The organism is Streptomyces sp. NBC_01445 (genome assembly GCF_035918235.1).
GTDB lineage: Bacteria > Actinomycetota > Actinomycetes > Streptomycetales > Streptomycetaceae > Streptomyces.
Genome location: NZ_CP109485.1, coordinates 1,479,993 through 1,493,572, shown reverse-complemented (window position 1 = coordinate 1,493,572; position 13,580 = coordinate 1,479,993). Strand labels below are relative to the sequence as shown.

Below are 13,580 nucleotides of genomic sequence, written 5' to 3'. Positions count from 1 at the left end.
GGGGTTTCCCGGCTCACTTCTCCGGAGCGAACGCATGGCAGGAAGGCGCAGGGCGGAGATCGGCCTCGGGGAGCGCCTCGCCCTGAACCGCGTGGGCACCTTCGACTGGGACCTGGAGGAGGGCACCCTCGAGCTGGACGCGGCGGGCTTCGCCGTGCTCGACATCGGGCCCGACGAGTACGACGGCCGGCCCGAGTCCTTGCTGTCCCAGGTCGCGCCCGAGGAGGGCGCCCGGATCGGCGCCGCCGCGATGACGGCGATCCATGCGGGACGCTCCTCTTGCGGTGCGTACTTCCGCGTGCGGCGCCGCGACGGCGAACAGCAGTGGACGCATATGCGCGGCCGGGTCCTGAGGGACGAGAGCGGCACCCCGCTGCGTGTGGTCGGTATCGTGCGCGACGCCGACGCGGACCGCGCCCAGCTCGCCATGACCAGCCCCGGACAGCTCGCGGGGTGGCAGCGGATGACCACCGTCCTTCAAGGCACCGCCGACGCCCTGTCCCACGCCATGACGGTGTCCGACGTGACCGCCGTCCTCACCGGTCCGGGCGGGCTCGAACGCTTCGGCGCGGAGGGACTCGTCCTCGGCCTCGTCGAGGGCGACGCGCTCCAACTCATCGCCCTGGCAGGTGAGTCGACGTCCGTCCTCGAGGAGCTCAAGCTGCACCGCCTCGACGAGTCGCTGCCCCTCGCCCAGGCGGTGATGACCCAGCGCCCCCGCTTCGTCACCTCCCTGCGCGAACTCGCGGACACCTTCCCGCGCCTCGGCCCGTACGCGAAACGCCTTGAGCTGGACGCGGCCGCCTTCCTGCCGCTGGTCGCCCAGGCCCGCTCCGTGGGAGGCCTCGCGCTGCTCTTCCGGGGGCGCGACGAGTTCACGGCGGAGGACCGCGACCTGTGCGTCGGCCTCGCGGGCATCGTCGCCCAGTCCCTCCAGCGGGCCATCCTCTTCGACAACGAACGCGACTTCGCCACGGGTCTGCAGTCGAGCATGCTGCCCCGGCACATCCCCAAGTTCCCGGGCGTCGAGATCGCCGCCCGCTACCACGCGGCGGGCAGCGGACGGGAGGTCGGCGGCGACTGGTACGACGTGATCCCGCTGCCCCGGCGCAGGATCGGGATCGTCGTCGGTGACGTCGAGGGGCACGACACCCAGGCCGCCGCCGTCATGGGCCAGTTGCGCATCGCGCTCCGTGCCTTCGCGGGTGAGGGCCACCCGCCGTCCACGGTCATCGCGCGCGCCTCGCGCTTCCTCGCCGAACTCGACACCGACCGCTTCGCCACCTGCACGTACGCCCAGGTCGACCCCGCCACCGGAGATGTACGGGCCATCAGGGCCGGCCACCTGGAACCCGTACTACGGCACGCGGACGGCCGCGTCAGCACCCCGCCGGTGCGGGGCGGACTCCCGCTGGGCCTGGCCACGGAGTTCGAGCAGGAGGAGTATCCCGAGACACGGCTCGACCTGCTGCCCGGCGAGGCTTTCGTCCTGTTCACGGATGGCCTCGTCGAGCATCGGGGGCGCGACGTGACGGCAGGCGTGAAGGCCATGACCGAAGCGGTGCGCAACGGGGCCGTCCAGGCGCGGGCCATCGCCGAGCATCTGTCGGAACGGGTCTCGCAGGTCACGCCGACCGCCGACGACGTGGCACTGCTCGTCCTGCGCCGGGACCTCGACCCGGGAACCCCGCTCGCGCCGCGCATCCACCAGTACCTTCACCCGGCGGACCCGCAGGGTCTCGTCGAGACCCGCACAGCGCTGCGAAGGGCCCTGGAGGACTGGGGATTCGCGGCGGTAGCGGACGACGTCGAGGTCGCTGCCGGTGAGCTGATGGTGAACGCGCTCCTGCACACGGAGGCCGGCGCCGTCATCACCCTCGAAGTGCTGCCGGGCCCGGCGCGGTGCGTCCGGCTCTGGGTCAAGGACCGGTCGAGCGTGTTCCCGCGCCGCCGCACACCGGGCGAGGCCGCGACATCCGGTCGCGGGCTGCTGCTCGTCGACGCGGTCGCGGACTCCTGGGGTGTCGAACCGCGGGGTGAAGGGAAGGCGGTGTGGTGCGAGTTCGCGGAGGTGGGGCCACCTGGGCGCGCCTAAGGCACGGCGAGATCCTCGCCGGTCTCGTCGAGGTGGGCCGCCATGGCGGCGACCGCATCGTCCTGTGCGCCCGTCGCGATGGCGGCCAGGATCCGCCGGTGGGCCGTGATCGTCGCCCGCTGGCTGTCGCCCCGGCGGGACCGCCCTTCGTAGCTGGCCAGCCGGTGTGCGGTGAGGATGTCCGAGAGCGACTCCAATACGAGTTCCAGCATGCCGTTCCCGGCCATGCGCGCGATCTCGTGGTGGAAGGCGAGATCGAGGGCCACGAAGCGGTCGCGGTCCTCGACGGCGTCCTCCATCTCGTCGAGCAGCGCGCCCGCCGCGTCGGGGGAGGCGTCGCCGGACGCGACCCGCGCCGCCGCGCGGGACGCCAGCGCTCCCTCGATGGCGGCGCGCGCGTCCAGGACGTCGGCGACCTCCAACGACTGCTGGCGCAGGCGGAATTGGAGGATCTGCCCGAACACCCGCGCCGAGGGGACGTTGACCCTGGCCGGCCGGCCCTGGCTCGACACGAGGATCTCGCGGGCGGACAGCACCCGGATCGCCTCGCGCACCGCGAGCCGGTTGACCCCGAACCGGGCCGCGAGTTCGCCCTCCGACGGCACGTCGTCGCCGGGCTCGAGCCCCGACTCCTCGATCAGATCGACGATCTCGCCGGCGACCTGATCGAACAGTGTGGTGCGGCGCACTGCCACGTGGGAACTCCTTAGGGGGACGTGCCGGGCGGGCCCCAGCGTACCGTTGGCGTCTCGGCGGGAATCAGGCGTGTTTGCTGCTCAGCACCACGTACTCCCACTGCCCGAGCGGGCGCGACAGCAGCGGACGGCCGTCGCGCCAGGCCGCGGTGAGGCGTTCGCCCCTGGCCGTCACCTGGACCACCGAGCGTGGTTCCGGCATGCCCTGCGGCAGCCGGAGCCGGAAGTCGTCGGCCTCGTCCGGCGACGCGTTCCACACCACGACGCGCCAGCGAGTGCCGTCCGTCAGCGCCTGTGTGACGAGCCACGGATGACCTGTGGCCCGCGCGTGCGCACCCCGGTCCAGCCAGTCGAGTACGGCGCCCAACTGCGCCTCGCGCTGTGCGTTCATGAGGGTCATGCCGGGGGTGTGGGCGGGCCAGGGAGTGACGGCGACCCGGCCGCCCAGCGCGTTCTCGTACAGGAGGAGTCCGCTGCCTCTCTCGCGGTCGAGCTGGTCGCGGACCACGCTGGCGACGCGCGCGTCCGGCGCGGGGTCGAACGCGACCACGGTGGAACGGTCGTAGCTCTCGGTGTCCAGGGAGATCGCGCAGCCGGGGCGCAGGGAGAACTCGGGGTCGGTGCAGATCTCGCGGGCGTACCCCTCGGGGGACGGCAGCGCCCCCGTCACGCCGATCAGCGGGCCGTAGCCGCGCTCGAAGAGGATGCGGGCCGCCACCGAGTCGAGCAGGAGTCCCTGGCCCAGCCACTCACGCAGTTCGGCGTCCTCGAAGGACCAGGTCGCCTCTCCGGACAGGGCGTTCACGCTCGCGCCGCCCCGGGCGGTCACTGCGTGGCCCGCGGCGCCGAGCAGTCCGGCCCATGAGCCGTGCGGGACGACGAGCGACTGCCAGCCCTCGCGCTCGGTGCGGGTGCGCCGTCCGGTCCGCTCCGACCAGGGCAGACCGACGCCGACGGTCCGCAGGGTCTTCGGGAACGTCTCCGACAGCCAGTCGAAGGTGTCCCGCCACTTTGCGAGGAAGGAGGCGCGGCGGGGTTCGTCGTCCGGGTGGTTGCCGAGGAAGTCGTAGAGGCTGATCGCGAGGCCGTCGCTGCCGAGGATGTGGGCCAGGGACATCTGGGCGCCCGTCTGGCGGAAGGACTTGTTCCAGTGTCCGTAGGGCCAGCACTCGATCTCGGGGAAGCTGCGCAGGCCCTCGGGCTGCACCGTGCGCTGCATGTCCAACTGCTGGATCGCGCGCGGAAGTTCGGGTCCGGCGCCGTCGGAGTAGCCCCAGAAGTGCGGGCGGTGCACGGTCGGGAGGTCCAGCCAGGACTGCCAGTCGCGGCCCTCGGCGGCGTGGGAGTCCGTGCGTGAGGACATCAGGCCGAGCCGGTCGCCGAGTATCTCGCGCCAGGACGTGAGGAGTTCGCGCTGCGTGGTGTCCCAGAAGTCCAGCCAGCGCTCCCGCCAGGGGTGCGGGTCGCCGGGCGCGGTACAGGCCGCGACCAGCTTCTCGCGCGTCGTCTCGATGCCGGTGCGGCGGGCGAACTCGGCCAGGTGGAGCGGGCAGAAGCAGCCGCCCCAGTCGAGCGGGCGGTGGTTGTGCAGCCGGATGTCGTCCTCGATCCACACCGTGTCGACGTCCTCGGCTGCGTACAGACGCAGGGTCTGCGCGAAGTACGCGCGCCAGCCGGGGTCCAGCGGGCACACCTGCACGGCGGCGGCCGTCCCGTGCTGGTCGGTCATCGTCTGCCAGGTCTGGCCGGGCTTGAGGGAGCGGGCCCAGTCGCTGTGGCCCACGGTGTGGCCGGGGTTGAGGCTCACGGCGATGCCCTCGGCGCGGAGCCGGGTGCGCCACGGGCGCGTGGTCGCCAGCCAGTGCGCGACGCCGTCGAGGCTCTCGTGGCCGTCGTTGAACTCCAGGCCGAAGAGGAATACGCAGATCTCCTCGGCTCGCGCCGCCCGCGCCAGGGCGAGCAGCCTGTCGCCGGCCTGCGTCGGATCGTCGGCCGGATCCACCTGGAGTCGGAGCACATAGCGTGAGGTCACTCGTTCGCACCTTCGGTCTCGGGGCCCGGCCGGGGCGCGGGGCGACAGCAAGGGTCGCTACTTAGCAGCTAGGCTGTCAAGAGCCGGGCGAGGGCCGGGCAGGCGGAGCGATCGAGGAGTGGCGATGGGGCGGTTGGCGGACCGGGTGGTCCTGGTGACGGGCGGGGCGCGCGGCATCGGCCGGGCGGTCGTCGAGACGGCCGTGCGCGAGGACGCGGCCGTGGCGTTCTTCGACCTGGACGAGGAGTCCGGAGCGGCGCTGCGCGACGAACTCTCCGGCAGGGGCGCCCGCGTCGCCTTCCGCCGGGTCGACGTCACGGACGGGCAGTCGGTCGCCGACGCCGTGGACGACGTGACCGCCACGCTCGGACCGCTCGACATCCTGGTCAACAACGCAGGACGCAACGTCTACGCCGAGCCGGTCGCCATGACCGAGGCGGAATGGGACCAGGTCTTCGACGTAGACCTGAAGGCGGCCTTCCTCTGCGCGAAGCACACCCTGCCGTCGATGATCGAGCGCGGCAGCGGGGCGATCGTCAACATCGCGTCCCTGCACGCGAAGCTGACCTGCGCCGGTATGTACCCGTACGCGGCGGCCAAGTCCGGACTTGTCGGGCTGACCCGCTCGATGGCCCTGGAGGTCGCGCCGCACGGCGTACGGGTCAACGCGGTCAGCCCCGGCTACATCAGGACGGCACTGGTCGACGAGTACTTCGAGCAGCACCCGGACCGGGACGCCGAGCGCAAGGCGCTCGACGTCCATCCGCTGGGCCGGATCGGCACCCCCGAGGAGGTCGCCGAAGTGGTCTGCTTCCTCGCCTCCGACGCGGCGTCCTTCGTCACGGGCGCGGAGTGGGCCGTGGACGGCGGGCTCGGAGTGCGGTTCGCCTGATCTCCCTCACCAGAAGTCCCCCTGTCAGCCGACCCCGGTCGCGGCGGCGATGCGCTCCCGGGTGTGCCGCAGCTCGGTGACCACCGGCCGGCCCGTCACCAGTTCGCCGTCGTCCACGAAGCCCTCCTCGCGGTCGCGCAGCGCGTCGATCAGCCGCCCGCGCCAGTGCTCCAGCAGCGCGGCGTGTTCGGGCCGCCGCGCCAGGTTCACCAACTCCTTCGGATCCTCGGCGAGATCGAAGAGCTGCTCGTGCCCGTCGCCGGACATCCACAGATACTTGTGCCGCCCGTCGGTCACCCACTGAAGCGACTGCCCCAGATAGGTGTGCTCGCCGTGCAGGTACTCCCGCCAGTCGTCCGGGCGTTCACCGCGCAGGAACGGCAGCAGGCTGCGCCCGTCGACACTGTCCGGCACCGGAAGTCCCGCAGCCTCGAGCAGCGTCGGCATCACGTCGCGCAGTTCCACGACCTCGTCGGCCACCGAGCCGCCCGCGCCCCCGCGCATCGACGGCGCGAGGTTCATCAGGATCGGCACCCGCGCCGAGCCCTCGAAGCCGAGTGCCTTACGGAACATGTGGTGATCGCCCATCATCTCGCCGTGGTCCGACACGAAACAGAACATCGTGTCGTCACCGAGACCCGCCTCGACCAGCGCCTCGCGGAACCGCTTGATCTGCAGATCGATGTGCGCCATGTGCCCGTAGTAGCCCGCCCGCGCCCGGTGCACCAGACGGGGATCGATCACGCCGACGGCGGCCTCGTGATGGCCGTCCTTGCGGTACGGCGCATAGTGGTCGACCCAGTCACCGACCACGGGTTCGTACGGGTCGAGCGCCATGTACTGGTCGAAGGCCCACTCGGGCGGGTCGTACGGATGGTGCGGCCGGTGGAACGACAGATAGAGGAAGAACGGCTTGGTGGGGTCGCGGCGCGGCAGCCACTCGATCGCCTCGGTCACCGCCCACGTCGTCGGATGGAGCGCCTCGGGCTTGTCCCAGGGGCGCGCGACGATGGAGTTGCAGCTGACGCCGTGGTCCGCGTAGTCGGCGGCCGGCGTCATCCCCGGCTGGCGGCGCAGCCAGGGCACGTAGTCGTCGAAGAACTCGAAGTTGCGGCTGTGACGCCTGCGCGCGTGGTGCAGATAGCCGTCGTGCAGCCGTACGTCGTCGAAGCCCAGGCGTGCGCGCTCAGGGAACACGTGCATCTTGCCGACGGCCTGCGTCTGGTAGCCGCCGCGCCGGAACTCGCCCGGCAGCGTCACCGGGTGGACCTGCTCGAAGGGCACACCCTCGCGGTACCCGACCCGGCCGTGCCGCTCCTGCGACTGGCCCGTGAAGAGGGCCACGCGAGCGGGGACACAGGTCGGCGTCGCGGAGTAGGCGCGGTCGAAACGCACGCCTTCGCCCGCGAGTTCGTCCAGGTGAGGGGTGTGGACGTCGGGGTGGCCCGCGGCGGAGAGGCAGTCGCCCCTCCACTGGTCCACACAGATCAGTACGACATTGGGCTGGCGCAAGAGGGGCTCCGGGTCCGGGAATCCCGTCGGCCCCGGTCACCGCCGACGGGTGGGCGACGGTGACGATCATGCCTGGAGCGGGGCGGCCCGAACAGGGTGCGCGGGCGATTACGTCGAGCGCGCACAGTCGACTTGGCGACAAGGAGTCATGGCGCGCTCAGCGACGCGGGGGCGTGTCCACAGCGGCGGCCCGGCTCCTGTACTCCGTCGGCGTGATGTCGTACGCGGCGCGGAACGCGCGGCTGAAGTCGGCCGCGCGGGGGAAGCCCCAGCGGGCCGCCACGGTGTGGATCGGGCAGGAGCTCAGCGCCGGATCGACGAGGTCGCGACGGGTCGCCTCCAGGCGCCGGCGGCGGATCCAGGCGGCGACCGTGGCCTCCTCGTTCTCGAACAGCCGGTGCAGATAGCTGGTGGAGATGTGGTGCGCGGCAGCGACGCCCGCGGGGGTGAGCTGCGGGTCGTGCAGGTGCTCCTGGACGAACTTCTTGATACGCAGCAGGAGGGCGCGCCGGTGCGTGTCCGGGGGAGGCTGTTCTCGGCCTCCAGGGCGTGGGCGAAGACCGCGGTGACCAGATCGGTCACGACCCCTCCCAGCCGGGGCCCGTCGGACGGCCGGTAGCACGCGGTGTCGGCGATCAGCTGGGACAGGAACTGCGCGAGCAGCACGCCGATCCCCGTCCCGGCCGGCACCCGCTTCGGGAGGGAGCGGCCGTGCGCCCCGCGGGGCAACGGCACCAGCGCCTTGGGCAGTTCGAGGCCCACGGCCGTCACCGGGTCCTTGCCGGTGCGGATCTCCCACGGCACCGACGAGTCGTTGATGTGCAGGTCGGACGGCCGGTACACGGCCTCCTCGCGGTCCCAGGTGCCGGTCCCCGTCCCGCCCACGAGTAAAGAGAGGTGGTACAGCTCCGGGTCGGAGCGGCGGATCAGCTTCGGCGTGCGCCGGATGATCAGCTGCTGGAACGTGGCAGGCCACACGGACACGGCACCGAGGTCGAGCACCCGCTGGGTGGCCCGGAAGTCATGGGCGTGATCGCTGGTCATCCGCACCGGCGCGTGGGTCTGCCCCACCCGCTCCGCCCAGTACGCCAGCCGGTCCGCCGCCGGCACGTCCGCACTCCGGAACTCCGTCTCGTTCAGCACGTGTTCTTCTCCCCGTTCCGTGCCCGTCAGAAGATCAAACACGTCGACGATAAACGTCCGATGGACGGATCAGGGTGCCACCCGGGGAGAGGCAGATGTGCGTGCCGGGCCCCGCGAGCCCAGCCTGGTCCGAACGAGAAGGCCTAGGCTTCACGAGGCACAGGCACCGACCTCAAGGAGCGCGCACCGTGTACGACCCCGCACCGGCCCACCCGTACCCCGACAGCACCAGCCCGGACGAGGCTCCCGCCCCGCACCCGCTGCTGGCGCCCGTGCTGGGCCTTCTGGGCATCTGGCGCGGACGCGGACAGGGCGGGTATCCCACGCTCGAGGGGGAGTTCACCTACGCGCAGGAGATCACCTTCAGCCACGACGGCCGGCCGTTCCTCCGCTTCGAGGCCCGGGCCTGGCTGCTCGACGCCGACGGTGCGCCGCTGCGGCCGTCGGCGCGGGAGATCGGCTGGTGGCGGCTCCAGCCCGAGGGCCGGGTGGAGTCACTGATCACGCAGCCGACCGGCATCGCGGAGATCTCCGTCGGCGCCGCGGACGGCAACACGGTCGACCTCTCCACCGACCAGGTGGCGCTCACGCCCACCGCCAAGGAGGTCAAGGCCACGCGCCGCCGCTACGCGCTGGCCGACGACGGCACGCTCACGTTCACCCACGACCTCGAGGCCGTCGGGATGCCGCTCCAGCACCACCTGTCGGCACGGCTGCGGCGCGTGGGCTAGCGCACGCAGGTAAGGGGATTGGCAGAAAGTGGCCACCGGGTGGTTACCCGGAAGTAACTGTGGCTGCTTTGATGTGGCGTGCTCACGTCCCTCACAACTCCCCCACAAGAAACGGGAGGCCACGTGTCCCGCGTTGCCCGCCGCACGACCGGTTCCGCCCTCGCCGTCACCCTCGCCGCCGCCTCCGCGGTCCTGACCGCCCCGCAGGCGTCGGCGGCGACATCGGCCGATACGCCGAGGCTCAAGGTCCTGACGTACAACACGTTTCTGATGAGCACGAACCTCTACCCCAACTGGGGTCAGGCGCACCGCGCGGCGGCCATCCCGGCCGCGCCGTTCTTCCAGGGCAACGACGTTGTCGTGCTCCAGGAGGCGTTCGACAACACGACGTCCGACGCGCTGAAGAGCAACGCGGCGGCGCAGTACCCGTACCAGACCCCCGTCGTCGGGCGGTCCAAGGACGGGTGGGACGCCACCGGCGGCTCGTACTCGTCGACGACGCCCGAGGACGGCGGCGTGACGCTGCTCAGCAAGTGGCCGATCGTGCACAAGGAGCAGTACGTCTACAAGGACGCGTGCGGCTCCGACTGGTGGTCCAACAAGGGCTTCGTCTACGCCGTCCTCGACGTGAACGGCTCGAAGGTGCACGTGGTCGGGACGCACACCCAGTCCACGGACTCCGGGTGCGGGGCCGGTGAGGCGGTCAAGGACCGCAGCCTCCAGTTCAAGGCCATCAAGTCCTTCCTGGACGCCAAGCACATCCCGGCCGGCGAGCAGGTCATGGTGGCGGGCGACCTGAACGTCGACTCGCACGGCACGGAGTACGCCTCCATGCTCGCCGACGGCGGCTTGGTCGGGGCCGACTCGCGGACCGGGCACCCGTACTCGTTCGACACCGAGGCGAACTCGATCGCGAGCTACCGCTACCCGGGCGAACCCAAGGAGGACCTGGACTACGTCCTGCACGTCCAGGGTCATGCGCGGCCGACGGGGTGGGTCAACAACGTGGTCAAGGAGACCACCGCGCCCTGGACCGTGAGCAGTTGGGGCACGAGCTACACGTACGACAACCTGTCGGACCACTACCCGCTCCAGGCCGGACGCTGAGCGACCCGCGCCCGGCGCCGGGTCGTGGAGGTCCGGCGTCGGGAAGCGGTTTCGCGGGTGTGGGGGAGGTGGGCCGCTCCCGGACCTCGGGCAGCGCGGGCCCTCGGCACGGACCCTCTCCTGTGGCGCCCCGCGACCCCCTCCGCAAGGCTGGAGCAGGGGCCGCCGCACGCAGCATCAGGAAGGGCCCACATGCCGGACGCGCAGGACCCCGCCCCGCACTCCGCCTCGGCGCAGGGCGTACGCGTCTCGGAGAACGGGCCGTACCTCGTCACCGGCGGTGTCCCTCTCATCCAGCTCGTCATCGTCACCGACGCGCGGGGCCAGTCCGTCGAGTGGTGGCAGCAGCGCACGTACGACACCGAGGAGACGTACGAGCTGTGCCGCTGCGGGCAGTCCGCGAACAAGCCGTTCTGCGACCGCAGCCATGTGCGGGCCGGGTTCGACGGCACCGAGACCGCGAGCCGGCTGCCCTATCTGGAGCAGGCCGACGAGCAGGACGGACCCGAGCTCACCCTCACCGACGCCCAGCCCCTGTGCGCCTTCGCGCGGTTCTGCGACGCCGACGGGCAGGTGTGGAACCTCGTCGAGGAGAAGGGCACCGCCGACGTGGTGGAACGCGAGACGGGCGACTGCCCCTCAGGGCGCCTCGTCGCCTGGAACCTCGCCGAGCGGCGCCCCGTCGAGCCGGAACTCCCGCCGTCCATCGGCATCATCGAGGACCCGCAGGAAGGCGTCAGCGGAGGGATCTGGGTGCGCGGCGGCATTTCGGTGACCGCCGCCGACGGCGCGCCGTACGAGGTCCGCAACCGCGTGACGCTGTGCCGCTGCGGCGCCTCGCGCAACAAGCCGTTCTGCGACGGTACCCACGCGTCGATCGGCTTCAAGGGCACCTGACCGGGGCGCACTGCGTCGCGAGGACGCCCGACCGAGCCGGCTCCGGCACCCGCGGCCGTACGCCGTACGGGTCATCCAGCGCGCCGCCGTCCGCGGCTGCCACTGGAATGGACGAGTGCCTCCATGGAGCGGACCCCTCACCCCGAGCCCCGGCAGCGCGCCGTCCGACGACTGTCTGGCGAACAACGACTGGATCTGCGGCGAGTACCTGAGCACCCGCCGCCACATCCTGCTCGACGCGGTCGTCCAGCACCTCCAGCTCACCGCGCTCGCCGTCCTGATCGCGCTGGTGATCGCCGTGCCGCTCGCCGTTCTCGCGCGCCGCTGGTCCCTCGCGGCAGGCCCCGTCCTCGGGCTGACAACGATCCTCTACACGATCCCGTCGCTCGCGATGTTCTCGCTGCTGCTGCCCGCGTACGGCCTGTCCGCGTCCCTCGTCGTCGCGGGGCTCGTGCTGTACTCGCTCACCCTCCTCGTGCGGAACATCCTCGCGGGCCTGCGCGCGGTGCCCGAAGACACCCGGCAGGCCGCGCGCGGTATGGGATACGGGCCGGTCAGGCTGCTGCTCACCGTGGAGCTGCCCCTCGCCCTGCCGGCCGCGATGGCGGGCCTGCGCATCGCCATGGTCTCCGCCGTCTCCCTCGTCACGGTGGGCGCCATCGTCGGCTACGGCGGCCTCGGCAATCTCATCTACGCGGGCATGAACACGTTCTTCAAGGCCCAGGTCCTCACCGCGTCCGTGCTGTGCGTCGTCATCGCGGTCGCCGCCGACCTGCTGCTGCTCGGGGTGCAGCGGATCCTCACTCCCTGGACGAGAGCGAGCCACGCGTGAAGACCCTCACCGACGCCTGGGGCTGGCTCGCCGACGCCTCGCACTGGTCCGGCGGCGACGGCATCTGGCACCGGCTCGCCCAGCACGTCGTCCTGACCTTCGTCTGCCTGGTCATCAGCTGCCTGATCGCCCTGCCCGTCGCGCTCGTCCTCGGCCACCTCGGCAAGGGCGGCGCGCTCGCCGTGAACATCTCCAACGTAGGCCGGGCCGTCCCCACCTTCGCGGTCCTCGTCCTGCTCCTGCTGACCCCGCTCGGCAAGTACGGCGAGGGACCCACTGTCGTCGCCCTGGTGCTTTTCGCGGTGCCGCCGCTGCTCACCAACGCCTACGTCGGGATGCGCGGCGTCGACCGTGACATCGTCCAGGCCGCCCGCGGCATGGGGATGACCGGGCGGCAGATGCTGTTCCAGGTGGAGGCGCCCCTCGCCCTGCCGATGATCATGAACGGGGTGCGGATCGCCGCCGTGCAGCTCGTAGCCACCGCGACGATCGCGGCCCTCGCGGGCGGCGGCGGCCTCGGGCGCATCATCACCGCCGGGTTCAACCTGGCGAGCACCCCGCAGGTCGTCGCGGGCGCCGTCCTCGTCGCCGTCTTCGCGCTGCTCGTCGAGGGGGTCTTCGAGCTCGCCGAACGGTTCGCGCCCGCCCTCGCCCGGGGGAGGTCCTGATGAGGGCCTTACGGCGACGGGCCACAGCAACAGCCGTACTCCTCCCGCTCCTCCCGCTGTTTCTGGTCGGCGCATGCTCCGGCGGACCTTCCCTGGAGAACCAGGGCGCGGTCACCGCCCCGCCCGGAGACAGTAAGCACCTCACCATCGGCACGGCCGGCTTCACCGAGAGCGACGTGCTCGCCCAGATGTACGCCCTGCTCCTGAAGCAGGCGGGATACAGCACCGAGATCCTGTCCGTCGCCAACCGCGAACTGTACGAACCCGCCCTGGAATCCGGGCAGATCGACGTCGTGCCCGAGTACGCGGCGACCTTCGCCGACTGGCTCAACGCCAAGACGAACGGCGCCAAGGCCCCGCCCGTCGGATCGCCCGACCTCGACGCCACCATGAAGGCGCTGCGCGGCCTCGCCGCCCCGCGCGGGCTCACCGTCCTCGACCCGGGCAAGGCAGTCGACCAGAACGCCTTCGCGGTGACCACCGCCTTCGCGAGGCAGCACCGACTCAAGACGCTCAGCGACCTCGGCGCGTCCGGCCTGAAGGTGCGGCTCGCGGCGGGCGACGAGTGCGTCCAACGGCCTTACTGCGAGCCGGGCCTGAAGGAGACGTACGGCATCGACGTCACCGGCGTCGACCCCAAGGGCGTCGGCACCACCCAGTCGAAGAAGGCGGTCCAGGACGGCAAGGACCAGATGGTGCTCACCACGACGACCGACGCGACCCTGTCCGACTTCGGCCTCGTGCTGCTCGCCGACGACAAGCATCTGCAGAACGCCGACTACATCGTGCCGGTCGTCAACCGGTCGCGGGCGGGCAGCGAGCGCGTCGCCAAGGTCCTCGGCGCACTGAACTCCGTACTGACCACCCAGGACCTGGCGTCCATGAACGAGCAGGTGGACAGCTGGCGCAGGCTTCCGGAGGACGTGGCGCGCTCGTACCTGGAGTCGAAGGGGCTGCTCAAGGGCTGAACTTCTAC

The 13,580-nt window shown here is 71.5% G+C and carries 11 protein-coding genes and 1 pseudogene; 8 read left to right on the top strand and 4 right to left on the bottom strand.

Going from position 1 to position 13,580, the window contains the following annotated elements; all coding sequences use genetic code 11:
- Nucleotides 1-34 precede the first annotated feature (34 nt).
- The gene (locus tag OG574_RS07060; RefSeq protein ID WP_326772390.1) at nucleotides 35-2,095 is read left to right on the top strand and encodes a SpoIIE family protein phosphatase; all 2,061 of its coding nucleotides are present in this window, start codon (nucleotides 35-37) and stop codon (nucleotides 2,093-2,095) included.
- On the opposite strand, the gene OG574_RS07055 is transcribed toward OG574_RS07060, so the two are convergent.
- Together OG574_RS07055 and OG574_RS07050 are read right to left on the bottom strand one after the other, a co-directional pair.
- Nucleotides 2,092-2,790 (bottom strand): FadR/GntR family transcriptional regulator, encoded by a 699-nt coding sequence (locus tag OG574_RS07055; protein WP_326772389.1) that lies wholly within the window; start codon nucleotides 2,788-2,790, stop codon nucleotides 2,092-2,094. The genes OG574_RS07060 and OG574_RS07055 overlap by 4 nt on opposite strands.
- A gap of 64 nt (nucleotides 2,791-2,854) precedes the next feature.
- Complete coding sequence (locus tag OG574_RS07050) at nucleotides 2,855-4,822, bottom strand: hypothetical protein (RefSeq protein ID WP_326772388.1); 1,968 nt, start codon at nucleotides 4,820-4,822, stop codon at nucleotides 2,855-2,857.
- Between the two features lie 124 nt (nucleotides 4,823-4,946).
- Between OG574_RS07050 and OG574_RS07045 the strand changes: the two genes are divergently transcribed.
- A complete protein-coding gene (locus OG574_RS07045; RefSeq protein ID WP_326772387.1) occupies nucleotides 4,947-5,714 on the top strand; it encodes an SDR family NAD(P)-dependent oxidoreductase in 768 nt (255 codons plus the stop codon).
- 24 nt (nucleotides 5,715-5,738) lie between these two features.
- Here OG574_RS07045 and OG574_RS07040 read toward each other — a convergent pair whose 3' ends face one another.
- On the bottom strand, nucleotides 5,739-7,226 hold the full coding sequence (locus OG574_RS07040) for an arylsulfatase (protein ID WP_326772385.1): 1,488 nt from the start codon (nucleotides 7,224-7,226) through the stop codon (nucleotides 5,739-5,741).
- Between the two features lie 157 nt (nucleotides 7,227-7,383).
- A pseudogene (locus tag OG574_RS07030) lies at nucleotides 7,384-8,369 on the bottom strand (helix-turn-helix domain-containing protein).
- Nucleotides 8,370-8,557: 188 nt separating this feature from the next.
- Here OG574_RS07030 and OG574_RS07025 point away from each other — a divergent pair.
- From OG574_RS07025 to OG574_RS07000, 6 genes are all read left to right on the top strand, one after another.
- Nucleotides 8,558-9,100 carry an FABP family protein gene (locus OG574_RS07025; RefSeq protein WP_326772383.1) on the top strand — a complete coding sequence of 181 codons (543 nt, stop codon included), beginning with the start codon at nucleotides 8,558-8,560 and terminating at the stop codon, nucleotides 9,098-9,100.
- A 123-nt stretch (nucleotides 9,101-9,223) separates the two neighbouring features.
- A complete protein-coding gene (gene sph, locus OG574_RS07020; protein WP_326772382.1) occupies nucleotides 9,224-10,207 on the top strand; it encodes a sphingomyelin phosphodiesterase in 984 nt (327 codons plus the stop codon).
- Nucleotides 10,208-10,399: 192 nt separating this feature from the next.
- Entirely contained in the window at nucleotides 10,400-11,104 is a 705-nt protein-coding gene (locus OG574_RS07015) for a CDGSH iron-sulfur domain-containing protein (RefSeq protein ID WP_326772381.1), read from the top strand.
- A 115-nt stretch (nucleotides 11,105-11,219) separates the two neighbouring features.
- Nucleotides 11,220-11,936 carry an ABC transporter permease gene (locus OG574_RS07010; protein ID WP_326772380.1) on the top strand — a complete coding sequence of 239 codons (717 nt, stop codon included), beginning with the start codon at nucleotides 11,220-11,222 and terminating at the stop codon, nucleotides 11,934-11,936.
- Nucleotides 11,933-12,604 (top strand): ABC transporter permease, encoded by a 672-nt coding sequence (locus OG574_RS07005; RefSeq protein ID WP_326772379.1) that lies wholly within the window; start codon nucleotides 11,933-11,935, stop codon nucleotides 12,602-12,604. Before OG574_RS07010 ends, OG574_RS07005 begins: the two co-directional genes overlap by 4 nt.
- Nucleotides 12,604-13,572 carry an ABC transporter substrate-binding protein gene (locus tag OG574_RS07000; protein ID WP_326772378.1) on the top strand — a complete coding sequence of 323 codons (969 nt, stop codon included), beginning with the start codon at nucleotides 12,604-12,606 and terminating at the stop codon, nucleotides 13,570-13,572. Before OG574_RS07005 ends, OG574_RS07000 begins: the two co-directional genes overlap by 1 nt.
- Nucleotides 13,573-13,580 lie beyond the last annotated feature (8 nt).